This window comes from Nonomuraea sp. NPDC046570, assembly GCF_040645915.1.
In the GTDB taxonomy this organism is placed as follows: domain Bacteria; phylum Actinomycetota; class Actinomycetes; order Streptosporangiales; family Streptosporangiaceae; genus Nonomuraea.
Window position 1 is genome coordinate 1 of the sequence record NZ_JBEYZF010000051.1, and the last position, 25,197, is coordinate 25,197.

A 25,197-nucleotide genomic window follows, 5' to 3' on the forward strand; every position below is an offset into this window, starting at 1 on the left:
CACCCGCAGGCCAGAGCAGGCCACCACCCGCCCCATAAGCCGCAAAACCCGCCACCCCGTCGCAGCGCCCCGCTCACCGTCGGCTTCGCCATGCCAAACGGCCGGATCTCACTCCCCCACCAGCGGCCTGACACCACCCGGGCCTTCCCAGACGCCGACTCCGCAGTTCCCGAACCAGGACGAACCCGATTCGGAAACCCCTGAAACAACAAGATCCCGTCTGATCTCAACGATCAGACGGGATCCCGTCAACTTCAGTCCAGCCGTTTCAAGAACGGCCCTGAGTGGAGATGAGGGGATTCGAACCCCTGACCCCTTCGATGCGAACGAAGTGCGCTACCGGACTGCGCTACATCCCCAAGGACTCGACCAGGTTAGCAAACTTCGGGAGGTCCTCGCGCCACCATTGGCCCCGTGATCAATCCCCCACCGCCCGCCGGGGAGGTTCCGCGTACTGGTCGAAAAGCGCGTCCCCCTGCCGGGCGGTGAACTCGATGATCTCCGCCTCCGCCTGCTGGGCCGCCAGCAGCTCGGCCTGTCGCCGCGCCCGCAGCCGCCGGAGCCGTTCCGCGCGGGCCTCACGGGCCCGCTGGCGGCGTTCGCGGTCCACCCTGACGGCGATTCGCAGCACGGACAGATGGGCCAGCAGAAGCACGCACGAGGGCGCGATCCCCCACCACGGGATCACCTTGACGGCCGCGGTGATGACGGAGGCGAGGATGAGCAGTGTGCAGAAGAACAGCAGCCGCCGGCGGCGGGCTACGATGATCGCGCGGCGCCTGGCGTGGAACTGCCGGGCGTCCATGGTGGGCGCCGGCGTCGCGAGCTGCTCCGAATCCGTGTCATGATGATCTTCTTCGATCGGTGCGCGCGGGGCGACGGGCAGCGGGCCGGTCAGCTCGTAGGTCTCCTCGAGCTCGGCCAGGTTGTTACGATCCCTGCGCAACCACATGGGTACGAGGACGCACAGCCACATCACCACGATGGCGAGATAGAGCAAAACGCTGCTCACGGCCACCTCCGGGCAGCATGAAGACGCCTAAGGACTCTTGGCGTCTTCGATGTGCTCACGTCACGCACCGTAAGACCGCGTGTCACTAATTGACGAGCATTCGGTGCGGTGTGTCGCGAGATCGTCAAACCTCTTCTACCGGAGAGCCACCGCGAGCGGCGGATTCCCTCGCGCGACGCCACTGCGCGAGCAGCCCCCGAGGGACGTCCTCGACGGTCAACGCGTAGCAGATGTGGTCGCGCCAGGCTCCGTCGATGTGAAGCTGACGACGCCGGATTCCTTCTTCCCTGAATCCGAGCTTCTCAACCACTCTTCTGCTGGCGTGATTTTCGGGGCGGATGTTCGCCTCGACGCGGTGCAGCCCGGCGGTGAAGAAGCAGTGGTCGACGGCCATGGCCAGGGCGGTGGGGACGATGCCCCGCCCGGCGAGCGCGCCGTCGATCCAGTAGCCGACGAGGGCGGAGCGGGAGGAGCCCCAGACGATGGCGCCGACGGTGAGCTGCCCGGCGAAGCGGCCTTCGTAGGTGAGCACCCACGGCAGCGACAGTCCCTGCCTGGCCTCCCGGCGCAGGGTGCCGATCATCGAGAGGTAGGGGCCGAGCCCGGTCTTGAACAGCGGGGTCTCGGGATTGCTCGGCTCCCACGGGCGCAGCCAGTCGGCGTTGCGCAACCTGGTGTCGCGCCACACCCGCACGTCGCTCAGCCGCAGCGGCCGCAGGCCCACCGGCCCCTCGCTGAGGGTCGCCGGCCAGCCACGTAGTCGATCCACAGTCTCATCATCCCCCGAAGAAGCGTGAACTCGCCACGGCTCAACGCGGGTGATCACCGCCCCTGATCTGGTCGAGCGCGTGCGCGAGGACCGGAGCGAGTACGGCGAGGCCGTCCCGGACGCCTCCGGACGACCCGGGAAGGTTGACGATCAGCGTCTCCCCCGCCTGCCCCGCGAGCCCCCGAGACAGGATGGAAGTGGGCACTTTGTCCCGATTAACCTGTCTGATCGCCTCGGCGATGCCGGGAACCTCCCGCTCGATCACCCGAGCGGTCATCTCGGGCGTGAGGTCCTGCGGGGTGAGCCCGGTGCCCCCGGTGGTGACGATCACCTGGTAGCCGGCGGCGACGCCGTCCCGCAGCGCGTCTTCGACGGGCTGCCCGTCTGGGACGACGACGGGACCGTCGACCGTACAGCCTGCCTCGGTGAGCAGTTCCACCAGGAGCGGGCCCGACCTGTCGGCGTAGACGCCCGCCGAGGCGCGGTTGGAGACGGTGACGGCCAAGGCGCGGATCACGGCCGCCGCCAGACGCCGGTCTTGCCGCCGGTCTTCTCCTCCACGCGTACGTCGGTGATCACAGCGGCCGGGTCGACGGCCTTCACCATGTCGATGAGGGCGAGCGCGGCCACGGTGACGGCGGTCAGCGCCTCCATCTCGACGCCGGTGCGGTCGGCGGTCTTGACCACGCAGGTGATGTCCACGCCGGTGTCCACCACGTCGAGCAGCACCTTCACGCCGTGCAGCGCGATCGGGTGGCAGAGCGGGATCAGGTCGGGGGTGCGCTTGGCCCCCATGATGCCAGCGATCCGCGCCACGCCCAGCGCGTCGCCCTTGGGCACCTCGCCGGACCTCAGCAGCTCGATCACTGCCAGGGAGACCAGGACGCGGCCGGTGGCGGTGGCCGTACGGACGGAGGTCTCCTTGGCGGAGACGTCGACCATGCGGGCCGCGCCGGACTCGTCGAGATGGGTGAATTCGGAGCTCATATCCTGATCACCTGCACAGGCGTGCCCGAGGGCACTTCGGTCACGGTTTCGGGGACGACGATGAGGCAGTTGGCGGCGGCGAGCGCGGCGAGCTGGTGGGAGCCCTGGCGGTGGACGGGCGTCACGGTGCCGTCGTCGTTCAGCACGCCCCGCAGGAAGGAGCGCTTGCCCTCCGGAGAGCGCAGGGCGCCGACGACGTAGGCGGTCGACGTCTCGGGCGGGCCCGAGGGCAGGCCGCGCATCTTGCGCAGCGCGGGCCGGACGAACAGCATGAACGAGACGTAGGAGGAGACCGGATTGCCGGGCAGGGCGAAGATCGGCACCTGGTCCTCGCCCACGACGCCGAAGCCCTGGGGCATGCCCGGCTGCATCGCGACCTTCTCGAAGGTGACGGTGCCGAGCGGGGAGAGGGCCTCCTTGACCGGCTCGTAGGCGCCCATGGACACGCCGCCGCTGGTGATCACCACGTCGGCGCGGACGAGCTGCGCGTCGAGCTGGTCGAGGAAGACGGCCGGGTCGTCGGCCACGGTGCCGGCGCGGAAGCCGTCGCCGCCGGCCTCGCGGACGGCGGCCGTCAGCGTGTAGCTGTTGGAGTCCCAGATCTGCCCGGGGCCCAGCGGGGTGCCGGGCTCGACCAGCTCGGCCCCTGTGGACAGGACGACGACACGGGGCTTGGGGCGTACCCAGACGCGGCGGCGGCCGACGCCCGCGATGATGCCGAGCTGGGCCGCGCCGATCTGCGTGCCGGACGGCAGCACGACCTGCCCGGCCTGGACGTCGTCACCCGCCCGCCGTACCGCGTTGCCCGCCGGCGCGGACCTGCTGATCGTCACCGAGGCGGTGCCGCCGTCGGTCCACTCGACGGGGACGACGGTGTCGGCGCCCGCGGGCAGCGGCGCACCGGTCATGATGCGTACGGCATGCCCCGGCCCGATGGCCCGCAGACCGTCGTCACCCGCCGCGATGTCGTCGATCACCGGCAGCGTGACCGGCACGGCGGCCACGTCGGCCGCCTGGACCGCGTAGCCGTCCATGGCGGAGTTGTCGAACGGCGGCAGCGGCACCGGCGCCACGATCTCCTCGGCCAGCGTGGTGCCCAGCGACCGCTCCAGCTCCACCTCTAGCGGCGCCAGCGTGCGTACCGTGGCCAGGATCCCGGCCAGGTGCGCATCAACTGATTTCATCAAGGAACTCCCGCAGCCACGGGACGAACTCGGGCGCCAGGTCGGGCCGGTCGGCGGCGAACTTCACCACGGTGCGCAGGTAGTCGAGCTTGTCGCCGGTGTCGTAGCGGCGCCCGCGGAACAGCACGCCGTGCACCGGCCCGCCGTCGGAGGTGCCGCGCCCGGCCAGGGTACGCAGCGCGTCGGTGAGCTGGATCTCGTTGCCGCGGCCCGGCGGGGTGTTCTCCAGCACCTCGAAGACGGCCGGGTCGATGACGTAGCGGCCGATGACCGCCCAGTTGGAGGGGGCCTCGTCGACCGGCGGCTTCTCCACCAGGTCGGTGACGCGCACCACGTCGGCCTCCTCCGTCGGCGAGATGGTGGCCACGCCGTACATCGAGACCTGCTCCTTGGGCACCTCCATCAGCGCGATCACGCTGCCGCCGTAGGTGCCGCGCACCTCGATCATGCGCTTGAGCAGCTCGTCGCGGTAGTCGATGAGGTCGTCGCCGAGCAGGCAGGCGAACGGGTGGTCGCCGACGTGCTGCTTGGCGCAGAGTACGGCGTGGCCGAGGCCGCGCGGCTCGCCCTGCCGTACATAGTGCAGGGTCGCCAGCGCGGCGGGGTCGCGTACCTGGGAGAGCCGCTCCTCGTCGCCCTTGGCCTCAAGGGCCTCCTCCAGCTCGAAGGCGCGGTCGAAGTGGTCCTCGATCGATCGCTTGTTCTTGCCGGTCACCATGAGCACGTCGAGCAGACCGGCGGAGGCGGCCTCTTCGACGACATACTGGATCGCGGGCTTGTCGACGATCGGCAACATCTCCTTGGGTGTCGCCTTGGTCGCCGGTAGGAACCGGGTGCCCAGACCCGCCGCGGGCACGACGGCTTTCGTCACAGGGTCGAAATCAGCCATGGAGTGAACCTTAATGGAGGGACCTGTGGACAAGCTGAAGCTGCGCCGGGAGCTGCTCGACGCGCGCGCCGCGATCTCAGCCGATGATCTTCGGAGGAACGCGACCGCGGTCCGGGAGACGCTGCTCGACCAGCCGTGGGTGCAGATGGCCGGGCTGGTGGCCTGCTACTGGTCGATCGGCTCCGAGCCGCACACGCACGGCCTGGTGTTCGCGCTGTGGAAGCACGGGGCGACGGTGATCCTGCCCGTCCTGCGCGAGGACAACGACCTGGACTGGGCGGTCTACGACGGCCCCGACACCCTGGCCCCGGGCCGGTTCGGCATCATGGAGCCGGTCGACACGCGGCGCGGCGTCGACACCATCCGCACGGCCGCGCTGGTGATCGTCCCCGCGCTGGCGGTGGACCGGCGGACCGGGGTACGGCTGGGCCGCGGCGGCGGCTCCTACGACCGGGTGCTGGCCCGAGTCGGCCCGAACGTGCCCACGGTCGCCCTCCTGCACGACAACGAGCTGGTCGAGGGCATCCCCACCGAGCCGCACGACCATCCGGTCCGCTGGGTGGCGTACCCCGGTGGTCTCCTCCAACCCGGACAGTAGGGAACAATGGCCCTCACGAAGAGAGGGGGCCGGATTGCAGCTGGATGTCTGGTTGCTTCTCGGGGCGGCCGTGGTCATCGCCGCCATCGCCTCGGTCCGCGTGGCGCACCGCAGCGGCCTGCCCAGCCTCCTGCTCTTCCTCGGCTTCGGCCTTCTGCTCGGCGAGGCGGGCGCCGGCATCGAGTTCGAGAACCCCGAGCTGGCCCAGCAGATCGGCCTGTGGGCGCTCGCGCTGATCCTGGCCGAAGGCGGTCTGACCACCGCGTGGAGCCATGTGCGCAAGGCGGTGCCGACCGCGCTGGCGCTGGCCACGGTCGGCGTCGCAGTGAGCATCATCGTGGTCGCGCTGGCCGTCCAGCAGCTGCTCGGGGCGGACTGGCGCACGGCGCTGATCATCGGCGCGGTGCTGGCCTCGACGGACGCCGCGGCGGTCTTCTCGGTGCTGCGGCGGCTGCCGCTGCCGAACCGCCTGGCCGGCATCCTGGAGGCCGAGTCCGGCTTCAACGACGCGCCCACGGTCATCGTCGTGATGCTGCTCAGCCGCGTGTCCCAGCCGATCCCCAGCTTCGGCGCCTTCGTCCTGGAGACGCTGCTGGAGCTGGCCATCGGCACCGCGGTCGGCCTGGCCGTCGGCCCCGTCGGCGCCTACGCGCTGCGGAAGGTCGCCCTGCCGGCCTCGGGCCTGTACCCGATCGCGGTGCTCGCGCTGACCTTCGTCGCGTACGGCGGAGCCGTCCTGCTGCACGGCTCGGGCTTCCTGGCCGTGTACCTGTCGGCGCTGATCCTGGGCAACGCCAGGCTGCCGCACCGGGCGGCCACCCGCGGTTTCGCCGAAGGCGCGGCCTGGCTGGCGCAGATCGGCCTGTTCGTCATGCTGGGCCTGCTGGCCAGCCCCGAGGACATGCCCGCGGCCATCCTCCCCGGGCTCATCGCGGGCACGGTCCTGATCCTGGTGGCCAGGCCGCTGTCGGTGACGGTCTGCGCCCTGCTGATCCGCATGACGGGCATCGACCGCATCCGCTGGCGCGAGCAGGCGTTCCTGTCCTGGGCGGGGCTGCGCGGCGCGGTGCCCATCGTGCTGGCGACGATCCCGTGGGCGGCGGACGTACCGGGCTCGAAGGGCATCTTCAACCTGGTCTTCGTCATCGTCATCGTGTTCACCGTGGTCCAGGGGCCGACGCTGCCGTTCGTCGCCCGGCTGCTCGGCGTCACCGCCGAAGGCGAGGCCCAGGACCTGGACGTGGAGTCGGCGCCGCTGGAGGAGCTCAACGCCGACCTGCTCCAGGTGAAGGTGCCGAAGGACTCACTGCTGCACGGCGTGGAGATCTTCGAGCTGCGGCTGCCGTCGGACGCGGCGGTCACGCTGATCGTGCGGGAGGGCAAATCGTTCGTCCCCGGCCCCTCAACCAGGATCAGAGCCGAGGACCAGGTGCTCGTCGTGACCACCGCCTCCTGCCGCGAACTGGTCGAACGCCGCCTGCGCGCGGTGAGCCGCCGGGGCAAGCTGGCCGGGTGGTACGGCGAGAGCGGAACGGAATGAGTTCGACCCGAGTCGCGTTCTAGCCTGGCGACTGCCGTACCATTAGCAGTCGTCTAGGTTGAGTGCCAACTGTGAAGGAGGAGCGCGTGCCCACCTACCAGTACGCCTGCAACGACTGCGGTGAGCAGCTCGAGGTCGTCCAGAAGTTCTCGGACGACGCCCTGACCGTGTGTCCTGCCTGCGAGGGCAACCTGCGTAAGGTGTTCTCCGCCGTGGGCATCGTGTTCAAGGGCTCGGGCTTCTACCGTACCGACAACCGCTCGTCGTCCGCCTCGACGACCGCGGCCACCACCCCCTCCAAGCCTGCCGAGACCAAGTCCGGCTCCGGCGAGTCCTCGACCCCCGCTCCCACTCCCGCCCCCGCGGCCGCCTCCAGCTAGACGCCGGCCCGCCCTGCGGGCCGCCTCCGGCTAGACGGGACGGTCGGCCTTGGCCCCCAGGAACTGCGGGCCCAGCCGGTCGACCAGCTCGCGCACCTCCGGGTTCGCGCCCCAGTCCTCGACCATCCTCGCCAGGCCGTCGCACCAGTGCGCCAGTTGAACACCCGCATGCCGAACAGCCGCGGCGGCAGAAGGTTATCCACAGGCCCTTCGTGCGCCTCCGGCCGCCCCGCTACTCTCGCCCCATGGTCACTAGCGCAGACATCGGAGTCATCGGCGGCTCCGGCTTCTACTCCCTGCTCGACGACGCCGAAGAGATCAAGCTCACCACGCCGTACGGCCCGCCCAGCGACGTCGTCACCGTCGGCCGCATCGGCGACCGCCCGGTGGCCTTCGTCCCCCGCCACGGCCGCGACCACCGCCACCCGCCGCACGCCATCCCCTACCGGGCCAACCTCTGGGCGCTGCGCTCACTGGGCGTGCGCCAGGTGCTCGCCCCGAGCGCCGTCGGCTCCCTGCGAGCCGAGTACGGCCCCGGCACGATCGTCGTCCCCGACCAGCTCGTCGACCGCACCTCCGGCCGGGTCCAGACGTTCTACGAGGACGGCGCCGTCCACGTGTCGTTCGCCGACCCGTACTGCCCCTCCGGCCGCGCGGTCGCCGTCGCGTCCGCCACCTCCAACGGCTGGCAGACCGTGGACGGCGGCACCCTCGTCGTCATCGAAGGCCCACGCTTCTCCACCCGGGCCGAATCCCGCTGGTTCTCCGCCAACGGCTGGACGATCGTCGGGATGACCGGCTTCCCGGAATCCGTGCTGGCCCGCGAGCTCGCCCTCTGCTACACCACGCTGTCCCTGGTCACCGACCTGGACGCCGGAGTCGAGTCCGGCGAAGGGGTGACGCACGAGGAGGTGATGGCGTTCTTCGCCGCCAACATCACCAAGATGCGCTCACTGGTGTCCGACGTGGTCGAGGCCATGCCGACGGAGCGCTCCTGTGACTGCGGCTCGGTGCTCGACGGCATCAAGCTGCCCTTCGACCTGCCCTGACGCCCATGCGCACCTGGATCATGCGGTTCGGCCGGCGGCGGCGCCTCATCGGCGCCGGGCTCGCCGCCCTGTCACTGCTGTGCGCCTACACCGTCCTGCGGCCGGGGACGGAACAGGTCCTGGTCGCCGCCCGCGACCTACGCCCAGGCCCGCTACGGCCGGGCGACCTGAGCGTCGCCGCCCTGCCACCGGGGGCGGTCCCCGACGGCGCGGTGAAGGCCGGGGCCACCGGGCGCACGCTGGCCCAGCCGATGCGGCGCGGCGAGACGCTGACCGACGTACGCCTGCTCGACCAGGCCCTGCTCGCCGCGCTGCCGTCCGGCTCGGTCGCGACGCCCGTCCGCATCGCCGACGCCGACGCCGCCCGGCTGCTGTCGCCCGGCGACACGATCGGTGTCCTGGCCGCGTGGGACGGCGGCCAGCCCGCCCATACGGTCGCCGACCGGGTGCCGGTGCTGGCGATCCCCGCCTCCGAGAGCGACCACGGGGCGCTGGTGGTGCTCGCCACCACACCCGAGCAAGCCCGGCAACTCGCCGCCGCCCAGGCCGGCGGGCGGCTGTCCATCACCATCACTCCGCCTACGTAAGGTAATCGACTCGCTACGCCTAGAGCGGGCGGCGGGGCGGGAGGAAGTGACGCATTGGTCGTGCCCGGAGTGCCTGTCGGAGATCCCTCGGGCCGTGTCACGGTGCGCGCAGTGCTGTAGCGAGGTCGCTCCTGTTCAGATGTAGACCGGCCCGTCTGACATTAGTTGGGCTGCTAGGCCCAGGTGGGGCGGCGACCCAGGTAGCGAAGGAGGGTCGCGGTGTCGTCGTTTCCGGCCTCCGAGGGCAGCGCTGCCGCGTAGGCGCCGTAGGTCCTCAAGGGTTCGACGATGGCGAGCGCGACCTCCATGAGGGGCTTGGCGAGGTCGTTGGTGAGCGGGGAGGGCTGGTCGGTGGCCATGGCGATGTCCCAGGCGTGGATCGCGGCGTCGAGGGCGCAGGCTCCCACTCCCCTTTGGGCGGGCATCGTTCCCTGCGGGAGCGGAGTGGGGACGTCCACGCCCTCTTCAACGGCCGCCCACGCTGCCGCCGAGGCGTCCAGGGCCGTCTTCAGGAAAGCGGCCGGGAGTTCGGTCAGCGTTCCCGAAGGGGCGAAAGGGTCCCAGGTGGGGAGGGGGCTGCCGGTGAGGAAGGACGCGTAGGCAAGCTGGTCGCCGACGGCGTGCTGGAGTACCTGGGCGACGGTCCAATTCGCACAGGGGGTGGGACGGGTCCAGGCGTCCTCCTCGACCTTGCCGACGACGTCACGCAGGGCCTGGTGGGAGGCGTCAAGCACGGTCCAGCCGGTCGTGATGATCTGGCTCATGGGGGTTCCCTTCGATAGGACTTCGGCCCGCCTCGTTCTACCTATAGCTTAACAGAACGGAATGATATGTTCCATTTGCTGACCTTGGCCGCTTGTCCCACGAGCGGTCTACTGGAGGGTACGGACTGGGCGATGACACCCACATCCCCAGCCTCCGCGCCGAGACCGATCGATCATGTTCATGCAGGCCTCCGAGGGCAGGCCGACCTGGCAGTGCCCCTCCCACGTCCCGACCGGTACGTGATGACGTGCAGGCCCGGATCACCGACCGCCGGGAAGCCGACTGCGCCGGATTGAGATGCAGGGGTTCGAGCATTCCGGCACGCAATGTGGCCCATCACAGGACCCGGCCTTCCGGCCGGACAGCCGGGTCCGGTTGGCGGGTACGGCCTTCGGCGAGCCCGCCCGCGCAGGCTGACCCAGGCTCTTTCCCCTTCGGGCGACGCCCTCTTTCAGGTCCTTCAGAGCCCCACCTTGGCTGCTAAAGCACCGAGCCCAGCTTGGGGTCGTACTCCCAGTGCCAGGGTTCGAACGGGTTGCTGTAAGCCCAGTCTGGGTGGAACCAGCCGTACTTCTTACCGTTCGTCTCCATCCACCTGAACTGCGGCGACCCCGAGTTCTGCACACCGCCACACAGGTCGACGGCCAGCCCAAGCCCGTGGTTGCTACGGCCGGGAACAGCGGCGAACCCGCGCCGCGTGTAGTACACCGACTGCTGCTCAGCCAAAGTGCGGTAGGCGTCCGTGACGCAGATCGGCCGACCGAAGGCCTTCTTGTACGCCTCACTGAGACTGACGAATGCGATGGCGGAGTCCGCCCTGAGCAGGTGACCACGCTGCTGAAGCGGACACAGCAAGCTCTTGGGAATCAGCCCGTTCGGGTACTCCGTCGTACTGTTGACCCGCAGCGGATTACACGAGAACGCCGCCCGGCCCACCTTGTCGATCTTGATGCCAAGCTTCACCAGAGCCGCCGTGAGCGACTTCACCGTCTTGTCCGACCGCTTGACCAGCGTGTCCATCTCCACCGAGAGCTGCGCCTCCGCCAGCAGCTTCTCCGCCCGCAGTTCCTCAGCCTCGGCCGCCAGCCGTTCCTTGTCCGCGTACAGCCGACCGATCGCCTGAGCCAGCAACTGCCGCGACGACACGATCTGATTGAGGTCACTGAGCGCCCGCAACGTCCCCTGGCTCGCATCACCAGACAGGAACGGCGCCACCCCATCACTCATCGGCTGCTCATAAAGCAGCTCCACAATCTGCGAAACCGGCTGCCGTCGCAACGCCAGCTCCGCCTCGGCCTTACGAAGATCGGCCAGCTTCCGCTTCAGCTCCACCCCAGCGGCCTTGATCTCCCCCTGCCGCTTCTCCAGCGCCTTGGCCGCCCCCTCAAGCTGCAACGCCGCCCGCTCAGCCTCCTTACGCAGCGCGGTGAGACTAGGCGGATCCACAGCCCGTACGGCCTCAGCAGCCTGAGCCCGAACACCCTTCGCCTGCGCAGGGGCCACCACGAACAGGGAAGTCATCGCCATGACGACCGCGATCAGGCCCGCTGATCGAGGGGCTGGCACGTTCGACTCCTCCGTTTGCAAACTCGTTACCGGGGTCAGGCACGCACGTTACTACAGCCCTCTCAGTGCCCGGACCGAACTCCTGAGACCGCTTATGGTCCTATAGGTGGGTTTGTGCGCCTTCAACAGGTCAAGACCCACCCGACCAGGGGATCCCTCACCAACCCGAAGCCCTGAACAGCAGCACCACCGCCCACGCCACGCCAATTCTCCCAGCCCACAACCCCACCTCGGCCGACGGTAGAGGGCGAGGAGGATTTGGAAGGACCACCAACCTCAGACGCATCCGGCCGCCGGCCTTCTTGCAGAGGCCTCGCCCTTCGACGCGCCGTCCACTCCTCGATGTTCGCCACACCCAACCATCGGTTCATCTCGCAGCCATGCAGCCATCAACTCGCCAGGCCCTTCTCTCACAAGTAACCAAGCGGGCACATTCAGTCACTGGATTTACCGACGGCCAAGGCACCTCTACACCATGCTCGACTGGCTTTCCCGCGCCCCTTCTCGAGCACCACTCCCTAAAGGACCAGGTGCTTGCCCTCGGGGGATGCCGACGATCAGGACGTTGAGCATGCTGTCTCCCAGAGTTCAAGCACAGACCAGGTGCTTGCCTTCGGGGGTGACAGGCCGACTCCGGCGATCGCCCTGCCGCTCTCTCACGAACAGCGCCTTACCGCTCTTTTGGAGCCGCTTCTCCCCGAAACCGGACAACCGACCACTGCCTCACTCGACAGCATCTACTCATCAGCGTGAACGGGCCGGCCCCCTGCTACACCGATCACACCGCCCCGCCCTGATGCTCCTGACACACCTCCCACAACCAGGTCTCGTACCACTCCCCTGGGCACTCCTGTGTCGCCCGCACCTCAGGCTCAGGGATACGCGCCGGCGGCACCGCCTTGTCGGCCTTACTCTTGCCGGCCCGCGGCGCGTCGACCCGCCCCCGCTCTACCCGTTCCGGCTCCACCCGGGCAACCTGCCGCTGCACCGGCTCCCGAATCACCCCCGCATAAGTCACATCAGGATGAGGCGGCGCCCCCACCATCACCGGCTCAAACACCACCCGCCCAACATGCACAACCTCAAGTGCCCCACCCCCCTGAGAACTCCAGCCATCCCTCACCTCCCCCCGCCCACCAACCATCGCCGCCCCGTACCCAGTCAGATCCCCCACAAGCAACCCACCAGCCAAAATCGCAGGCGCAAGCAACGCCGCAAACAACACCGCAGACCGCTGCCCAGCCCCCCGCCCACTCCCCTGCTTCCCCTGTTTCCTGTTCACGAGCCCGACGTTAGCCACCCCGCATGATCGCCACCGCCCCCGCTTGCCATGCCTTTACCCCAGCTCACAGCACCCCTGACCAACCCCTCCCGAACTCACCCCCACCTACCGGCCCACGCAGTCCTAGTCTTTCGCTAGTCTTAGATACGTCCGCCTCCGTAGCTCAGGGGATAGAGCACCGCTCTCCTAAAGCGGGTGTCGCATGTTCGAATCATGCCGGGGGCACCGAGATTGACCAGCAAGAAAGAGCCTCTGACCAGTAGGAACGCCGGTCAGAGGCTCTCTCGCATGTCCGGTGGTGTACGGCCGTCACCGGATGCTTGCGGTTGATCGTGCCAAATACGTGCGCACCTTTTCAGGGCTCACTCTTGGGCTAGCGCGTCGGAGATCCGGCGCTTGGCCGCCTCGTCTTGGCCGACGATGCACTTGGCGTAGATCCGCAAGAGCACGTCCACGCTGTGGCCCGCCCACTCGGCAACCTGTGGGGCAGGAACTCCGGCATTGAGCCAGGTAGACACGCAGGCGTGGCGGAGATCGTACGGGCGCGCGGCAAGCGGAGAGGTGAACTCCGCCTCGGTCAGTGCAGCCTTCCTCGCAGCCTTCCATGCGCGCCGATAGGTGATGAACGGCAGCTCGCCACCTTGGACTCCGTAGAAGAGGCGATCGCCGGGCCCGTCGCTGAACTCCGCGAGGTGACCCCGAAGGATGCGAACCAGCGGCGGCGGGATGGGGACGGTACGACTGTGCCCGTCCGCGCGGTGCTTGAGTGCGCGTTCCTCGCGGGCCGTCCCTGCGTCGGTCCAGTCCCGCCCGGAATATGGCGCGGCCCTGAGCAGGTGAACCTCGCCCCACACATTGACGGGCTCCTCCGTCTCTCCCGTGTTTGGGTTCTTGACCAGGGGCGGAAGCGCGATGTTGGCCGTCCGCAGGTTAATCACCTCCTCCGGACGTAGGGCGGCGTAGTACATGAGCCCGAAGAACGCCACGAGGCGCTTGCCGCTCGGCCTCTGGGCTTCCACGGCGGCAAGCAATCCCTTGGCTTGGACGTGGTTGACGACGCTTCGCCGGTCCACCTCATACGTGCTGACGGGCGGCTTCCACTTCAACGCCTTGAGTGGGTTGTCAGGCACGAGCTTGAGTTCCACGGCGTAGTCGAGGGCATTGGACAGCAGCATTCGGTGCTTGCGGACGGTGTTGGCGGCGGCCCGATTGCCGTTCAGCAGAGACGTTGCCGAGTCCAATAGGTCACGAACAAGCCCCGCTTCGTCAATCAACGCGGAGACAGGCTTGGTATTGGCGGCGAGCCATTTCAGCGCGACGGCTGCCCCATCGCCGGCATTGTCTCGCTGTTTGGTGTTGAAGCCCCACCGATGCATCGCCGAGCGGAGTTCGCGATCATCAGGCTTGCCGCGCGCGCCAACATACATGGCGGGCGTGGCTGCGGTAAGCGCACGTGCGATGTCCTGGCGGTATTTCGCGGCGGCACCCTTCCACTTCATGTCCACGAACTTGCAGGCGAAGGCGTACCAGCTCATGTCCGGGCGGTCCGTTCGCTCCCACGAGACGGGCTCGCCCGTGAGGAGACTGAACGCCTCTCCCCTGCGAGCAGCGGCCTGGATCTCCCCCCGGAAGGTGTCGGCCTGAGCGGCGTTGCGGAACGGCTTGCGCCACGACCTTCCGGCCTTCCATCGGACGTAGTAGGTGGTGGCCCTCGTGCCCTTGTAGATCTCGGTCTTGTAGACGCGCACGTCGTAGGTGATGTCCTTCATCAGGAGGCGTCCTCCAGGGTGGCCAGCCAGCGGTCATACTCGGCGCGGCGGACTCGGAGGTCTCCGTTGGGCAGTCTCATGCACTTGGGGGCGCGGCCCTTCTGGCGCCAGTCGTAGAAGGTGGATCGGGCGATGTCGAGGTCTTCGCATATGGCGGCGATGGTGAGCTTTTCGGCCCTGGGCATGGGCGATCTCCTTGCGGTGAAGTGGGCAGGGCGGGGGCGTTCGAGGTGCGGCGCTTGTGGGGAGGGCTGAAACATCTCCGCATCTCCGCATCTCCGCAAAAGTGGCTTTGAGCTGGGGTGATGCATGCGGAGATAGAGATTTCCCGATCGGTTCATCTCCGCAAACGGCGTCCATCTCCGCAGAAGTTGCGGAGATGCGGAGATGTGCGGAGATGACAGATTGGTATCTCCGCAACTGTTTGCGCTGGTCAACGGCTGGTTGCGGAGATGCGGAGATGTTTCAGCGGTTTGGGGGGTTGGCTCAGGCATGGTGTTCGACCCAGAAGACGTTGCGGTCGCCTCGCTCGTTCTTGGCCGAGCGGATCACGTAGTCGCCGCGCCACCGGCCGATCTGCCCGGTGAGGAGCCGACCCAGGGCGAGGGCGTTGGGCGGCCGGCCGGTGGCGGTGGTGATGAACTGGCCGTCCCAGGTGTCGTGTTCGTCGAAACCGATGCGGGAGGGTTCGCCTGAGCGGCGTAGGTCGGCGGCGGTCATGGGCTGTTGGCCGTGCTGGGTGTGCCAGCAGGACAGGAACGCCCTCCAGCGGGATTCGTCTTCGTCGATGTCGCGGATGTCGGCGGCGTTGGCCAGGAACCCGCTGATGTTGTGGTGGGCGAGGAACCCGCCGAGGGATTGTGCCCAGGGGGTGAACTGCCGCATCGACATCCCGGTTGCTCGGGGCGCGCCCTGGTTGGTCCAGTCCAGGACCAGGATCAGCAGGTGCCATAGGACGGTGAGCTGGTTGGCCGGGACGGTGATCCACTGGTCGAGGTGGGGGATGCCGAATCGGGATTGGTCGCGCTGTTCGGGGCGCGGCATGTTGGGGTCCAGGTGGACGCGTACGGTGCGGGAGGCCATGTCGCCGCCTACTTGGAGGTTGTTGCCGGTGGCCATCCAGAGCCGGTCGTTGACGGTGGCGATGTTGCGGGAGGCGCCGAGTTGCCGGTCTGACCAGACGCCGGCGGTCACCAGCAGGGCGAGGGTGGGCGAGTCGATGACGGTGCCTTCGGCGAGGTTGTCCCAGACCACGACGCCGACTTGTTCGGCCAGTACGGCGGTGATGCTCTTGCGGAGTTCTTCTTCGGTGTAGGCCCAGGGCATGACCCGCTGGCCGTAGAGCATGCCGGGGCCGCCGGTCAGGATGGACTTGCCGGAGGCGGGCATGGTCGCGTCGATCAGGGCGAAGGGGGTGAGGCTGCGGGTGTAGTGCCGCAGGATCGGGGTGGCCAGCAGTGCGAGGTAGTTGGCGCGGTCGGCGGGGCTGGCCCAGGGGAAGTCACGCAGGAACCGGTTTAGCAGGAAGTCCCGCGCGGTGTGGACCTGCTCGGCGCTCGGCCGGTCGGGCACGGGCGGTAGGGCGACTTTGGCGGCCAGGTACAGGCCGGTGACGGGATCGTAGCCGGGGCGTTGCAGCAGGGTGCCGTCGCGGCGCAGGACGGGTGCGCCGATCACGCCGCGCAGCGGCGCCACGCCGGGCCAGGTCTTGCCGGCCAGCACGGAGGAGAGGATTTCCCGTGGCGGGGTGACCTCCTCCTCGAACACCTCGACCCCTCCCGCGCCGTCTTTCCGGGAGCGCATCCGGTAGACGTAGGCGTGTTCTGCCAGCAGTCCGGCGAACGTGGCGGGCGTGAGCGGGCTGGCCGTGACCGGTAGCGGGGAGTCCTCGTCGGCGGCGGGGCTGGCTTGGCCGCCGGAGACGGTCTCCATGTGGACCAGGGCGCCGCCGGAGACGTAGGTGTCGGGCAGCAGCTTGTCCACCAGCGCGGCTTTGAGGACGCGGATGGTCTCCGGTCCGGAGCCGACTTGCACGCGTGTCGAGTCGTTCATGCGGGCACGCTCCGGGGCCGGTTGGCTCCGTTGCGGAACCCGGAGCGGATGGTCCGCAGGGCGGGCGTGTGCGGGTGTCCAGCCCGTACGGCGGCGTCCAGAAGCAGGTTCTCGGTGGTGGTGGCGTCGAGTGCGTCACCGGCCACGAGCTGGCCGAGCGCGACCGCCGCGCCGTACAGGGTGGTGTTCAGGCTCCCCTCGGGTGCGGCGGCGATCGCCTCCAGGCTGGCGCGGATCGCGGCGTCCAGGTAGGAGCCGCGGCGGCCCGTGGCGAGGGCGACCACGACGGGACGCTGCGGCGGCAACGGCGCCGGCCGCAGCCGCTCGGCCAGCCAGCCGGGCAGCGGCGCGGGGGCAGGGGCGTGGATCGGCTCGTAGGCTCCGGTGCCGTCCGGCAGGTTGACGAAGCTGCCGGGGCCGACCACGTAGCCGCCGTCGGCGCGGGTGTCTATCCTCCAGCCGAGCCCGTTGCCATCGTCTCCGCTGGTGTTGCCCAGGGCGGGGCCGTCGGGGGCGGTGAAGTACAGGTGCAGCCCGCCGCGCCGGGTGCGGACCTGGAAGGTTTCCAGCGGCACCGGCTGCCCGGCTTCCTCACACACCAGTGCGAAGACGTCGGCGCCGTCGCCGACGCCCGGCAGGCTCCACCGGGCAGGCTGCTGCTCGCCCGGCTTGGGCAGATCCAGGTCCACCACCACGAGACGGGAGGGGCCGCAGGAGATGCCGACGTTGAACGGCTTCCGCGCCCAGATACGGCCGATCACCTCAGGATCGGCGGTGGCGTGCTGCGTCCACCGGAACCCGCTCAGCGGCACCTTGTCGCCGACCGCGACAGGGAAGACGTGCCAGCCGCGGGCGGCGGCGGCCAGGGCGTAGCGCAAGGTGGGTGTGGTCATGTGAAGCACCATCCGGAGTCACAGGCGCCGTCGCCGAAGTCGAGCGGCAGCACGTCATCGGTCGGGGTCACCTCGGCGAGCGGGGCCGCATGTCGGGTGAGCCAGACGGAGTCCTTGCCGAGTTCGGCGCGCCGGTTGTTGAGCAGGCTTTCCAGTGCGCAGGACTTGGCGAACAGCTCGGGTTCGTCTCGGCGCATGTCGGCCCAGGTGATGAGCCGGTGGAAGGGGCAGAACCAGCACGACGATTTCGGCGGGACGGGCAGGCCAGCGGCGCGGATGATGCGCGGACAGTCCGCGCGGCGGATGCCGAGATCCAGTAGCGGGTAGACGATCCGCTCGTGGGGTTCGCAGCGGCGGTTGTTGGCGCGGTGTATCTCATCGACGCTGATGCCGATACCGACCGTGGCGGGCTGCTCGGCGGTGGCGCCGTGGGCTTTGAGCCACTTGCCGATCACGCGAATCTTGAAGTCGGCGGTGCAGGATCGGGTGCCGGGTGCGCCGTTGCTCATCCGCACCGGGATGGGCAGGGAGCGTGAGCCCGGCTTGGTCAGTCGCCCGTACAGGGTTTCGGTGCTGCCGTCGCGGCGGGTCCGGTTGAGCTGGTGCAGGGTGATGCCGTGGGCAGCGGCGAACGGCGCGGCGTGCTCGGCGATGTAGCGCAAAGTGGCGGGGTGTTCGGAGTCGTCGCCCACGTTGGCGAACAGGAACACCCGAAACGGCAATTCTCCCCGGGCGGCCAGAGCGAGAGCGGCGGTGGACTGCCAGCCCCCGCCATAGCTGAAGGTGGACAGGGCACTGTCGGACGGGCACAGCGCGGCAGAGATCACGGGGGCGGTCATGCGGCGGCCTTACGGGGAGCGGTCAGCGCGGCGGGCGGGCAGACGGCCAGCCAGGGTGTCAGCGGGTCATCGCAGCGGGTCCCGTTGTCGTCCAGGACGCTGAGCCGGATGGGGCTGACGGCGCCGAGGAAGTGTGTGCCGCAGGTGATGAGCACCTGGGGGCGGGACGGGGTGCCGATGGTGCGCAGTTCCAGGGGCAGGCCGCCTCGGGCGGCGTGGGTGAAGCGGGCCAGGTAGGCGGGGTTGAGTCCGGTGGGGGCCGCGTCGGCGCGCGGGGTGCGCATCCAGGCGCCGAGGTGGCGGCGCCAGTTGAGAGGGAAGGTCATGGGGCTGGCCGGGACGCGGTGGGTCAGTGCGGTTGTGTCGGCGTGGGTGAGGCTCAGCCCGTCGCGGTCGACGCTGAGCCGGATGAGGTCGCGGGCGGCGATGGAGCGCAGGGCTTTGCGCAGGGCGGCGGCGGGTACCGCTATGGCGCCGCGGGCGCGAGGTTGGTCGTCGGGGATCTGGTGGCGGGTGACGCCCAGGGTGTAGCGGTCGGTGGCGGCCAGGTACAGCATCCCGCCGTACACCTCCACCGACACCAGGGTGAGTTCGGGAAGGTCGGCGTTCTGCTCGGGGGTGGGGTCGGCGTGCACGATCACGGGGTCGATCAGGTCGCGCAGTTCGCGACCTGACAGCGTGTCGAGGGTGACGGGGACGAGAGCCGAGGTGGCGTCGGTCGTGGACATGGATGTCTCCTTGATGGCGTGTGGGGTGCGGCCGGTTGGATGGGCTGGCGGGCTGGTCAGCCGAGCAGTTCGGCCAGCAGGGGTTGGTGGGCGGCGAACACGTGCCCGCGGTAGGTCGCGTCCAGATGGGCGGCCAGCACGGCGTAGGAGTCAGCCGGGACCCACTCGGCCCGGCGCGCGTCATCCGCCCCCACTACGGCGGGCAGCTCGTCCACCTCGCCGAGATCGGCGATAGCGGGCGTGGTCACCATCCACGCCTCATCGCTGGCACGGGGGTCCGGGACGTAGCGGGCGGCCTGCACCACCCAGGACACGCCCGGCACGCTCAGGCCGGTCTCCTCTGCCAGCTCGCGGATCGCCGCGCTCAGCGCGTCCTCGTCGGGGTCGACGCAGCCGCCAGGGATAGCCCAGCCGTGGCCGTCATCCCGCTCGACCAGAAGCACATGCCGGCCGCCGGCGAGACGGGCGGTGACGATGGCGTCGGCGGCCTGCTTCTCGCCCCAGTGGCCGAGCTCGTTCCGGCCATACCGCACGCCGGTCGGCGCGTGTGGGTTGACGGGGCGGCCGTCGACAACCTCGAACGGGATCGCGGCGGCGGCCTGGCGGGGCGGCCAGGCGATGTCGCGGGGGTCGTCGATCGGGTCGGCCCATCCCTGCGCGACGCCCTTGTCGAGGACGTCGGGGTGTGTGTACGTGGTCATCCCAGGTCCTCCCAGAGGACGAACGTGCAGTTGTCGCAGACCTCGACGGTGTCGTTTTCGTACATGGTGCTGCTGGTGGAGCCGCAGTCGGGGCAGGGCATCGTCGGTCCTTTCAGGTGAGAGGCTGGCTAGCTCGCGGTAACTGTGGGTGACCGTTGCTGGGTGTGCTGGGTCACGGCAGGTGCCTGCCTGCGGGTTCGGGGGTGGGTTAAATGGCCGGGAGCGGGTTAAATTTCTAACCCGGACAACAACCGGCCTCGCTGTGGCGCCGACCTGCGGAAAGTTAAGAGTTAGGCGGGTTACGACGCCTGAGCAGGCGGCCCGTGAACCCCCGAAAATCGGGTGGGGGCGGGGTTGGGTCGAGGCTTAACCCGCGCCATCCTCTTCACTGCGGTCGGCGGTGGCGAGTTCCGCCATGCTGTTACGGATCGTGACTGGATCGATGGGGTAGCGGTTCTTGGTGCCGGGTACCTTGACTCCGAGCTGGGCGAGCGCGCGCACCAGGTCCGCACGGTCCCGCATGACCGCATACGGGCGGTGACCCGGATGCGCGGCCTTGAGGGCGGCCAGCGCCTGGGCGGCGGGGACCGGTTCGGCGCCGATCACGTCGAGCAGGTCGGCACACAGGTCGCGGGCGGCCTCGACGGCAGCCTGAGTGGCGCCGATTCCAGCGTCTTGGCGCACCTTCATGGCCCGCTCCACGACCGCGCGGGCGTCGCTTTGGGACACGTAGTAGCCGCGCAGCAGGCCGGGCTTGGGTGTGAATCCGCGGGCCATGAACGTGCCGACGTCGCCGGGCCCTTCGTCGGTCTTCGGCTCCAGGTCGACAGAGGAGATCCCCTCCCGGTAGGAGCCGGTGCCCAAGATGGCATCGTTGGAGCGCTGGTCACCGATGGCGAAGCACGCCTTGTTGCTGGTGACGGCCATGACCTTGCGGGGCAGCGAGTCCGATGACGGCTCCGGTGTCGCGAACAGCACCGTGACGGCGTACTTGCGGGCGGTGGTGATCAGCTTCACCGCGATTTCCGCGGCTTCTTCGCCGAGTTCCTCGTGCATGAACAGGGCCTGGCATTCGTCGATCACGAAGACGCGGGGCCGCAGTCGCGCGTCCTTCTCGGCGAGTTCGCGGGTGACGGCGCGGGAGTCGTGCTCCTTGAGCGCTTTGCCGCGCACGGTCAGGTCGTTGTACGCATCCCGTAGCGCGCTCATGCACGCCTGTATGACGTCGCTGCCCTGTCCGGTCCGCAGAGTGCGCAGGCGCGGCTTCATGGGCTCGTAGTCGGCGTTCTCCGCCATCACGAACACGTCGGCCTCGACCAGCGGGTCGAGCAGCGCCCCCAGCAACAGCGTGATGAAAAGCGTGCTCTTGCCCGAGCCCATCATGCCGGCGGCGGCGTAGTTGGCCTCGAACAGGCGGCCGTTGACGGTCCGGCCACGGATGTCGACGGCAACGGGGACACCGCGGAAGTAGTCGCCGCCACCGTCGCGCAGCAGCGGCCATGGGTCGACCGCACCCGACAACGCACCCTGGTCGGCAACCCACAGGTCCAGCACGCCGGGCAGGTTGCGGGGTTCGGTGGGCCAGACCTCGACGGGGAAGCGCACGAGGTTGTGCGCCAGCAGCTTCTTCTTGTCGTTGATATTCTCAACGTTGACGCCGGGGGGCAGCTCCAGTTGGGTGTGATAGCCCTTGCCGTCCCGCTCGGTCGGCAGCACGAACCGGGGCCGCCACCCGCCCTTGAACGCCTTGTCCAACCTGGAGATCCCCAGCTCGCGCAACGCGTTGAGGATCGCGCCCTCATCGGGGATCACCTCCCGCCCGTCACCGCCGTCCGTCCTGTCGGCGACCACCCAGGCCGGGGTGTCGGCGCGGCGGCGGCCCTCACGGTAGGCGGCCCAGATCAGCGCGGCAGGGGCGGCCACCAGGGCCGGGGTGGACATGAACGCCACCGCGTCGAACGCCCAGCGCAGCGCGGTGGCCAGCGCTTTGGGAACAGCGAGGAACTCTCCCGCACCCACGGCCCACACCGTGGTGGAGATGCCCAGCACCAGCACCCCGGCGCCGGCCAGGGCGCCCGCGCCGAGTTTGGCCAGGCCCAGCACCATCTTGGGGAGGTTCACCAGCCGGGCGTGCCGCTGGTCGGCCGCCCGCTGCTTACGCTCGACCCACTCGGCCAACGCCACCTGATCCCCGGCGGCCTCGGCGGCGCGGATCTGGCGGCGGTAGACGCCCAGGGTGAGCGCGTCCCCCGCCCGCACCAGCCAGGAATGCCAGCCCTGCCCTACGGTGACGGCGGCGGCCAGCGCGCCGCGGGCGGCCTTGGCGCCGCGCTCGGAGCGGCGCACCCGCACGACGTGGCCGAGGAGCCTGGCCGGGAACGTTGCGGCGGTCGAGGCGGGCGGGGTGGCGGTGCGGGGCACCACCGTGCCCTCCAGCGCAGCCGTGTCATTCACCGAGGTCTCGGCGGGCGGCAGCGGCAGCGCGGGAGCCTGGCTCGCGTCACGGACCAGGTGCGGGAACTTGACGATTTCGCCCATGGTGGCACCACCTTCCGGAAGCGGGTTGGACAGGTCGCGGTTTCGGTGGGCGCTCATGCCCGTCCTCCCGCCGTGCGGGCGATGCGGACGGCGCGCCCGTCCATCGCCAAGATGGTGGTGAGTGCGCAGGTCGCCCACGCGAGCAGGACGAGGGTGAACCACAGACCCGTGCGGGCGGCCACTGCCGCCGCGTAGATCGGCGCGATGAGGAGTACGGCGGCCAGCCAGCCCAGCCGGCCGCGCACAGGGGCGGCGGCGATCCGGGCGGCGATCTGGCCGGGGGTGCGCGCGGCCGGCCGCAACTCGATCACCGAGTGAGCCACCAAAACGACCAGCAGCAGGAGAAGCGCGAGCGCGTTCATGCCGCACCTCGCGGCTCGTCGCGCGGCCTCGGGGTGGTGGGGCGGACTAGCGAGCGGAACATGAGGTCTCCTTTGATGGCGGAACTGATCTCCATGTGAGAGGAACTCAGCGGGCGGAACTCGCCGCCCGGAGAAGCGGAACTGGAGGCGGAAGTGGGACGGAAGTCAGAGGCGGAACTGGCCAGCGTCGAGGCGGAAGTCCGGGCGGAACTCAGCGGGCGGAACTCGCCGCCCGGAGGGGCGGAACCGGCCGCTAGTTGACTGCCCGCAGGCGGCCGTCGCCGGTGGATGCCCCGACCTGTTCCTTCTGGATCTCTTCGAGCAGTTGACGGCCGTACCGGTCGGTCTTGCCCAGGGCCCGCCCCAGCTCGGCGCCGGTCATGCCCGGGTTCTGGGTGAGCAGGATGCGCGCCTTGTCCTTGCTGGTCAGGCCATCGTTGGCGGACTTCTTCGCGGGCGCCTCGATAGCCTTCTGTCTGGTCTTGGGCTTGATCTCCTCAGCGACTTCGCGACGGATACGGGCCTCGCTCTCGACCACGACGCGACGGACGCGAGCCTCGGTTTCGGCCTCGGCGCGGCGGCGGATCTCCGCTTCGGCTTCCGTCCGGATGGCGTCCAACTCCGCCTCCAGTTCCGCACGGAGTTCCGCCCGTACTTCCGCTTCGGCGGCGGCCAGTTCCGCCTTTGAGTTCCGCTTGGCTTCCGCCTCCAGTTCCGCGCGGGCGGCGGCCAGTTCCGCCCCGAGTTCCGCCCGGACGGCGTCGAGATCCGCCTCCAGTTCCGCGCGGGCGGCGGCCTCTCGAACGGTCGTGGCCGCCATGGTGATGTAGTGCAGAGCCAGCAACGAAGAGGCGTCCAGCACCAACGGGATGGCCCACTCGGCGCCGTAGCCGCCTCCGTACGGCCGCATCACGGCCGCTTGGGAAGCCATGGACGTGAGCATGCTGACCCCGAACAGGCTCAAGATGGCGCCCCGGAACCACTTCGCGGCCATGGGGCTGATCAGCCCGTGGGAGAGCATGGCCGCGAACAGAGCCGGGACCAGGGCGAAGATGATGCCCAGGACGGGATGTGCCGTCGCGGCGGACGCTTCCCCGGCGGCCTTGGCCGCCTTCGCTGCCGCCTCGCTGGTCAGAGTCAGGGCGTGCCAAAGGTTGAGGACCACCGAGACGGCGCAGCCCAGGATCAGGACGGCCCACCACAGCTTGAGGCTAGGGCGGTCAGCGCTCGGGGTTGCGGGCATGATGTGTGTGCTCCGTTCTGGATGGGATGGGGTTGCGGGTGCGCGCCCGGCGTGGTCGGTTACTTGCGGCCCGTGCCATCGCAGGTCGGCAGTCGACTCCCAGTGCGAGACGGATGAGCGACCCGCGACGACCGGGCGTGCGGTCAGGCGGCGTTACAGCTCTTGGCATGCAACTCGGCCCCCGACGCGAAGGAGGTGGAGCCGCCGTGGCATCCCCGACAGACGTACGAGCCCCAGTCGCCGTCGCTGCCGTAGGTGAACACGGTCACGTTGCCGCCGTTGGTGCGGAACCGGACGATCTTGCCTGCCTTGTCACTGCTCATGTGCTTCCCCTTGCTGCGATGGGTGGAGCGGACGCTCCGGGCACCCCGCCCGCGCTGGTCGGGCGGGGACCCGCAACGTCAGCGGCCGTGGACGTGGACAGTGCCGTGCCGGCAGCCCTCACAGTCGGGGTCCTTGCCCGGGTCGCCAGGCAGGTACAGCACGCCGGGGATGGGGTCGCCCATGGTTGATCTCCTTCGGTAGATGGGGTGGTGGTGCGTGCCCGTCCGGGACTCGCACCAGAGGTCTGCTGGTCGGGCTATGCCGGGGTGTTCCAGCAGTCGTCGCAGTCGAGGCACTGCCAGGTGTCGGCCAGGCGACCCTCGTCGTCGCGGTCGTAACCGCCGTGCATGGTGTTGGCGCTGCCGCAACTGGGGCAGATGGGCGCGAGGACGGTCACCGCTCGCCCTGCGGCTTCGGGGGGTTCTTCTCGTCGTCCTTGATGGCGGCGGTGGGGTTGGCGGACTGCCAGCGGTTGAGCCTGTCGAGGTCGCCGGTCAGGTCCTGGGCGAGTCGCCCCATGGCCTCCTCGTGCGGGGTCACCGGACCTCCCACGGATCCGCGTCCGGCTCGCGCTCAGGGGCGGGCTGGAACACCTTCGGCGAGCGCGTCCGGAGCCGGAACATGCGCCGCCACCAGGGGGTGGCCAGCTCGTGGTGGATCGCGAGCAGGGCGTAGGCGATGGCGGTCTGCGCGGAACGCATCGCCGGGGTGTCGCCAGCGGGGCCGGCGACGTACTCGCCAGCGAGGTACACGTAGTCGTAAGCGAGCCCGGCGTGGGCGATGGTTCCGGGGGGCCATTCGGTCGCGCTGGTCATGGTGATCCTTTCGAGAGGGGAACTGGTCAGAGCCGGTTACTTGCATTCCGCGGCGCGTCCTTGCGGCGGTGGCCGGCACGCCGGGCGGTTTCCTTCTCCAGGGCGGCGCGGTAGGCGCGGTCGGCGTCGCTCTCGCCTCCGCGGACTTCGGCCTTCTCGGCGGCGCCGGTCTCCCGTAGCAACTCGGCGCGCGACAGACGGGCCAGGCGGGCGATGTCGGCCGCGAGCTGCGCGACCTCGGCCAGACGGTGCGTCATGAGCGGTCCCTTTCTCGGTTGCGTCGCGGGTCACCGCCGCCGGGCCGGAGCCCGGCGGCGGTGACCGG

At 69.5% G+C, this 25,197-nt stretch carries 28 protein-coding genes and 2 tRNA genes; 6 read left to right on the plus strand and 24 right to left on the minus strand.

Translation table 11 applies throughout. The annotated features are described in order from the left end of the window. Nucleotides 1-285 precede the first annotated feature (285 nt). The 7 genes from ABZ911_RS39520 to galU form a co-directional block, all read right to left on the minus strand. A tRNA-Ala gene (locus ABZ911_RS39520) sits at nt 286-359 on the minus strand. Nucleotides 360-418: 59 nt separating this feature from the next. Further along, entirely contained in the window at nt 419-1,012 is a 594-nt protein-coding gene (locus ABZ911_RS39525; RefSeq protein ID WP_358068556.1) for a hypothetical protein, read from the minus strand. Nucleotides 1,013-1,136: 124 nt separating this feature from the next. Then, complete coding sequence (locus ABZ911_RS39530) at nt 1,137-1,781, minus strand: GNAT family protein (protein ID WP_358068559.1); 645 nt, start codon at nt 1,779-1,781, stop codon at nt 1,137-1,139. Between the two features lie 40 nt (nt 1,782-1,821). Further along, nucleotides 1,822-2,298 (minus strand): MogA/MoaB family molybdenum cofactor biosynthesis protein, encoded by a 477-nt coding sequence (locus ABZ911_RS39535; RefSeq protein WP_358068562.1) that lies wholly within the window; start codon nt 2,296-2,298, stop codon nt 1,822-1,824. Beyond that, nucleotides 2,295-2,768 carry a cyclic pyranopterin monophosphate synthase MoaC gene (gene moaC, locus ABZ911_RS39540; RefSeq protein ID WP_358068565.1) on the minus strand — a complete coding sequence of 158 codons (474 nt, stop codon included), beginning with the start codon at nt 2,766-2,768 and terminating at the stop codon, nt 2,295-2,297. Before moaC ends, ABZ911_RS39535 begins: the two co-directional genes overlap by 4 nt. Beyond that, nucleotides 2,765-3,952, minus strand: coding sequence for a gephyrin-like molybdotransferase Glp (glp, locus tag ABZ911_RS39545; RefSeq protein ID WP_358068568.1), 1,188 nt, complete (start codon nt 3,950-3,952; stop codon nt 2,765-2,767). Before glp ends, moaC begins: the two co-directional genes overlap by 4 nt. Further along, nucleotides 3,939-4,841: a UTP--glucose-1-phosphate uridylyltransferase GalU gene (gene galU, locus ABZ911_RS39550; protein WP_358068571.1), complete on the minus strand. Its 903-nt coding sequence runs from the start codon at nt 4,839-4,841 to the stop codon at nt 3,939-3,941. The genes glp and galU overlap by 14 nt, the downstream gene beginning before the upstream one ends. Before the next feature lie 25 nt (nt 4,842-4,866). Here galU and ABZ911_RS39555 point away from each other — a divergent pair, with 25 nt between their 5' ends. From ABZ911_RS39555 to ABZ911_RS39575, 5 genes are all read left to right on the plus strand, one after another. Beyond that, the gene (locus ABZ911_RS39555) at nt 4,867-5,439 is read left to right on the plus strand and encodes a 5-formyltetrahydrofolate cyclo-ligase (protein ID WP_358068574.1); all 573 of its coding nucleotides are present in this window, start codon (nt 4,867-4,869) and stop codon (nt 5,437-5,439) included. 34 nt (nt 5,440-5,473) lie between these two features. Continuing rightward, on the plus strand, nt 5,474-6,979 hold the full coding sequence (locus ABZ911_RS39560) for a potassium/proton antiporter (RefSeq protein WP_358068577.1): 1,506 nt from the start codon (nt 5,474-5,476) through the stop codon (nt 6,977-6,979). Between the two features lie 86 nt (nt 6,980-7,065). Then, entirely contained in the window at nt 7,066-7,359 is a 294-nt protein-coding gene (locus tag ABZ911_RS39565; RefSeq protein ID WP_358068580.1) for an FmdB family zinc ribbon protein, read from the plus strand. Between the two features lie 245 nt (nt 7,360-7,604). Then, a complete protein-coding gene (locus ABZ911_RS39570; protein ID WP_358068583.1) occupies nt 7,605-8,408 on the plus strand; it encodes an S-methyl-5'-thioadenosine phosphorylase in 804 nt (267 codons plus the stop codon). 5 nt (nt 8,409-8,413) lie between these two features. Next, complete coding sequence (locus ABZ911_RS39575; RefSeq protein WP_358068586.1) at nt 8,414-8,995, plus strand: RcpC/CpaB family pilus assembly protein; 582 nt, start codon at nt 8,414-8,416, stop codon at nt 8,993-8,995. Between the two features lie 173 nt (nt 8,996-9,168). Here the strand turns inward: ABZ911_RS39575 and ABZ911_RS39580 are convergent, their stop codons facing one another. Both ABZ911_RS39580 and ABZ911_RS39585 read right to left on the minus strand, forming a co-directional pair. Further along, the gene (locus ABZ911_RS39580; protein WP_358068589.1) at nt 9,169-9,759 is read right to left on the minus strand and encodes a TIGR03086 family metal-binding protein; all 591 of its coding nucleotides are present in this window, start codon (nt 9,757-9,759) and stop codon (nt 9,169-9,171) included. A 481-nt stretch (nt 9,760-10,240) separates the two neighbouring features. Further along, nucleotides 10,241-11,326: a D-alanyl-D-alanine carboxypeptidase family protein gene (locus ABZ911_RS39585; protein WP_358068592.1), complete on the minus strand. Its 1,086-nt coding sequence runs from the start codon at nt 11,324-11,326 to the stop codon at nt 10,241-10,243. A gap of 1,434 nt (nt 11,327-12,760) precedes the next feature. On the opposite strand from ABZ911_RS39585, the gene ABZ911_RS39590 reads away from it, so the two are divergent. After that, nucleotides 12,761-12,833, plus strand: a tRNA-Arg gene (locus tag ABZ911_RS39590). Between the two features lie 137 nt (nt 12,834-12,970). Here the strand turns inward: ABZ911_RS39590 and ABZ911_RS39595 are convergent. The 15 genes from ABZ911_RS39595 to ABZ911_RS39665 all read right to left on the minus strand — a co-directional run bounded on the left by ABZ911_RS39595 (nt 12,971) and on the right by ABZ911_RS39665 (nt 25,129). Next, complete coding sequence (locus tag ABZ911_RS39595; protein WP_358068595.1) at nt 12,971-14,377, minus strand: tyrosine-type recombinase/integrase; 1,407 nt, start codon at nt 14,375-14,377, stop codon at nt 12,971-12,973. Further along, on the minus strand, nt 14,377-14,562 hold the full coding sequence (locus ABZ911_RS39600) for a helix-turn-helix domain-containing protein (protein ID WP_358068598.1): 186 nt from the start codon (nt 14,560-14,562) through the stop codon (nt 14,377-14,379). The genes ABZ911_RS39595 and ABZ911_RS39600 overlap by 1 nt, the downstream gene beginning before the upstream one ends. A gap of 301 nt (nt 14,563-14,863) precedes the next feature. Beyond that, nucleotides 14,864-16,429: a hypothetical protein gene (locus tag ABZ911_RS39605; protein WP_358068602.1), complete on the minus strand. Its 1,566-nt coding sequence runs from the start codon at nt 16,427-16,429 to the stop codon at nt 14,864-14,866. Continuing rightward, nucleotides 16,426-17,322 carry a bifunctional DNA primase/polymerase gene (locus ABZ911_RS39610; protein WP_358068605.1) on the minus strand — a complete coding sequence of 299 codons (897 nt, stop codon included), beginning with the start codon at nt 17,320-17,322 and terminating at the stop codon, nt 16,426-16,428. The genes ABZ911_RS39605 and ABZ911_RS39610 overlap by 4 nt, the downstream gene beginning before the upstream one ends. Continuing rightward, a complete protein-coding gene (locus ABZ911_RS39615) occupies nt 17,319-18,161 on the minus strand; it encodes a phosphoadenosine phosphosulfate reductase (protein WP_358068608.1) in 843 nt (280 codons plus the stop codon). Before ABZ911_RS39615 ends, ABZ911_RS39610 begins: the two co-directional genes overlap by 4 nt. Next, nucleotides 18,158-18,889, minus strand: a complete 732-nt coding sequence (locus ABZ911_RS39620; protein WP_358068611.1) for a hypothetical protein — start codon at nt 18,887-18,889, stop codon at nt 18,158-18,160. The genes ABZ911_RS39615 and ABZ911_RS39620 overlap by 4 nt, the downstream gene beginning before the upstream one ends. A gap of 56 nt (nt 18,890-18,945) precedes the next feature. Beyond that, nucleotides 18,946-19,590, minus strand: a complete 645-nt coding sequence (locus ABZ911_RS39625) for an NUDIX domain-containing protein (RefSeq protein ID WP_358068614.1) — start codon at nt 19,588-19,590, stop codon at nt 18,946-18,948. A gap of 366 nt (nt 19,591-19,956) precedes the next feature. Continuing rightward, complete coding sequence (locus tag ABZ911_RS39630; protein ID WP_358068617.1) at nt 19,957-22,185, minus strand: hypothetical protein; 2,229 nt, start codon at nt 22,183-22,185, stop codon at nt 19,957-19,959. Further along, the gene (locus ABZ911_RS39635; RefSeq protein ID WP_358068620.1) at nt 22,182-22,490 is read right to left on the minus strand and encodes a hypothetical protein; all 309 of its coding nucleotides are present in this window, start codon (nt 22,488-22,490) and stop codon (nt 22,182-22,184) included. The genes ABZ911_RS39630 and ABZ911_RS39635 overlap by 4 nt, the downstream gene beginning before the upstream one ends. Before the next feature lie 253 nt (nt 22,491-22,743). Continuing rightward, on the minus strand, nt 22,744-23,733 hold the full coding sequence (locus ABZ911_RS39640) for a hypothetical protein (RefSeq protein WP_358068623.1): 990 nt from the start codon (nt 23,731-23,733) through the stop codon (nt 22,744-22,746). 143 nt (nt 23,734-23,876) lie between these two features. Beyond that, nucleotides 23,877-24,056: a hypothetical protein gene (locus ABZ911_RS39645; protein ID WP_358068625.1), complete on the minus strand. Its 180-nt coding sequence runs from the start codon at nt 24,054-24,056 to the stop codon at nt 23,877-23,879. A gap of 257 nt (nt 24,057-24,313) precedes the next feature. Then, the gene (locus ABZ911_RS39650; protein WP_358068628.1) at nt 24,314-24,454 is read right to left on the minus strand and encodes a hypothetical protein; all 141 of its coding nucleotides are present in this window, start codon (nt 24,452-24,454) and stop codon (nt 24,314-24,316) included. Beyond that, nucleotides 24,451-24,597 carry a hypothetical protein gene (locus ABZ911_RS39655; protein WP_358068631.1) on the minus strand — a complete coding sequence of 49 codons (147 nt, stop codon included), beginning with the start codon at nt 24,595-24,597 and terminating at the stop codon, nt 24,451-24,453. Before ABZ911_RS39655 ends, ABZ911_RS39650 begins: the two co-directional genes overlap by 4 nt. Further along, nucleotides 24,594-24,872 (minus strand): hypothetical protein, encoded by a 279-nt coding sequence (locus tag ABZ911_RS39660; RefSeq protein ID WP_358068634.1) that lies wholly within the window; start codon nt 24,870-24,872, stop codon nt 24,594-24,596. Before ABZ911_RS39660 ends, ABZ911_RS39655 begins: the two co-directional genes overlap by 4 nt. Nucleotides 24,873-24,898: 26 nt before the next feature. Beyond that, on the minus strand, nt 24,899-25,129 hold the full coding sequence (locus ABZ911_RS39665) for a hypothetical protein (protein ID WP_358068637.1): 231 nt from the start codon (nt 25,127-25,129) through the stop codon (nt 24,899-24,901). Between the last annotated feature and the right edge of the window lie 68 nt (nt 25,130-25,197).

Excerpts from the sequence above, each read along its gene's own strand:
- moaC (WP_358068565.1), bottom strand. The coding sequence starts at position 2,768 with ATGAGCTCCGAATTCACCCATCTCGACGAGTCCGGCGCGGCCCGCATG.
- glp (WP_358068568.1), bottom strand. The coding sequence starts at position 3,952 with ATGAAATCAGTTGATGCGCACCTGGCCGGGATCCTGGCCACGGTACGC.
- galU (WP_358068571.1), bottom strand. The coding sequence starts at position 4,841 with ATGGCTGATTTCGACCCTGTGACGAAAGCCGTCGTGCCCGCGGCGGGT.
- ABZ911_RS39570 (WP_358068583.1), top strand. The coding sequence starts at position 7,605 with ATGGTCACTAGCGCAGACATCGGAGTCATCGGCGGCTCCGGCTTCTAC.
- ABZ911_RS39575 (WP_358068586.1), top strand. The coding sequence starts at position 8,414 with ATGCGCACCTGGATCATGCGGTTCGGCCGGCGGCGGCGCCTCATCGGC.
- ABZ911_RS39580 (WP_358068589.1), bottom strand. The coding sequence starts at position 9,759 with ATGAGCCAGATCATCACGACCGGCTGGACCGTGCTTGACGCCTCCCAC.
- ABZ911_RS39595 (WP_358068595.1), bottom strand. The coding sequence starts at position 14,377 with ATGAAGGACATCACCTACGACGTGCGCGTCTACAAGACCGAGATCTAC.
- ABZ911_RS39600 (WP_358068598.1), bottom strand. The coding sequence starts at position 14,562 with ATGCCCAGGGCCGAAAAGCTCACCATCGCCGCCATATGCGAAGACCTC.
- ABZ911_RS39605 (WP_358068602.1), bottom strand. The coding sequence starts at position 16,429 with ATGAACGACTCGACACGCGTGCAAGTCGGCTCCGGACCGGAGACCATC.
- ABZ911_RS39610 (WP_358068605.1), bottom strand. The coding sequence starts at position 17,322 with ATGACCACACCCACCTTGCGCTACGCCCTGGCCGCCGCCGCCCGCGGC.
- ABZ911_RS39615 (WP_358068608.1), bottom strand. The coding sequence starts at position 18,161 with ATGACCGCCCCCGTGATCTCTGCCGCGCTGTGCCCGTCCGACAGTGCC.
- ABZ911_RS39620 (WP_358068611.1), bottom strand. The coding sequence starts at position 18,889 with ATGTCCACGACCGACGCCACCTCGGCTCTCGTCCCCGTCACCCTCGAC.
- ABZ911_RS39625 (WP_358068614.1), bottom strand. The coding sequence starts at position 19,590 with ATGACCACGTACACACACCCCGACGTCCTCGACAAGGGCGTCGCGCAG.
- ABZ911_RS39630 (WP_358068617.1), bottom strand. The coding sequence starts at position 22,185 with ATGAGCGCCCACCGAAACCGCGACCTGTCCAACCCGCTTCCGGAAGGT.
- ABZ911_RS39635 (WP_358068620.1), bottom strand. The coding sequence starts at position 22,490 with ATGAACGCGCTCGCGCTTCTCCTGCTGCTGGTCGTTTTGGTGGCTCAC.
- ABZ911_RS39640 (WP_358068623.1), bottom strand. The coding sequence starts at position 23,733 with ATGCCCGCAACCCCGAGCGCTGACCGCCCTAGCCTCAAGCTGTGGTGG.
- ABZ911_RS39645 (WP_358068625.1), bottom strand. The coding sequence starts at position 24,056 with ATGAGCAGTGACAAGGCAGGCAAGATCGTCCGGTTCCGCACCAACGGC.
- ABZ911_RS39660 (WP_358068634.1), bottom strand. The coding sequence starts at position 24,872 with ATGACCAGCGCGACCGAATGGCCCCCCGGAACCATCGCCCACGCCGGG.
- ABZ911_RS39665 (WP_358068637.1), bottom strand. The coding sequence starts at position 25,129 with ATGACGCACCGTCTGGCCGAGGTCGCGCAGCTCGCGGCCGACATCGCC.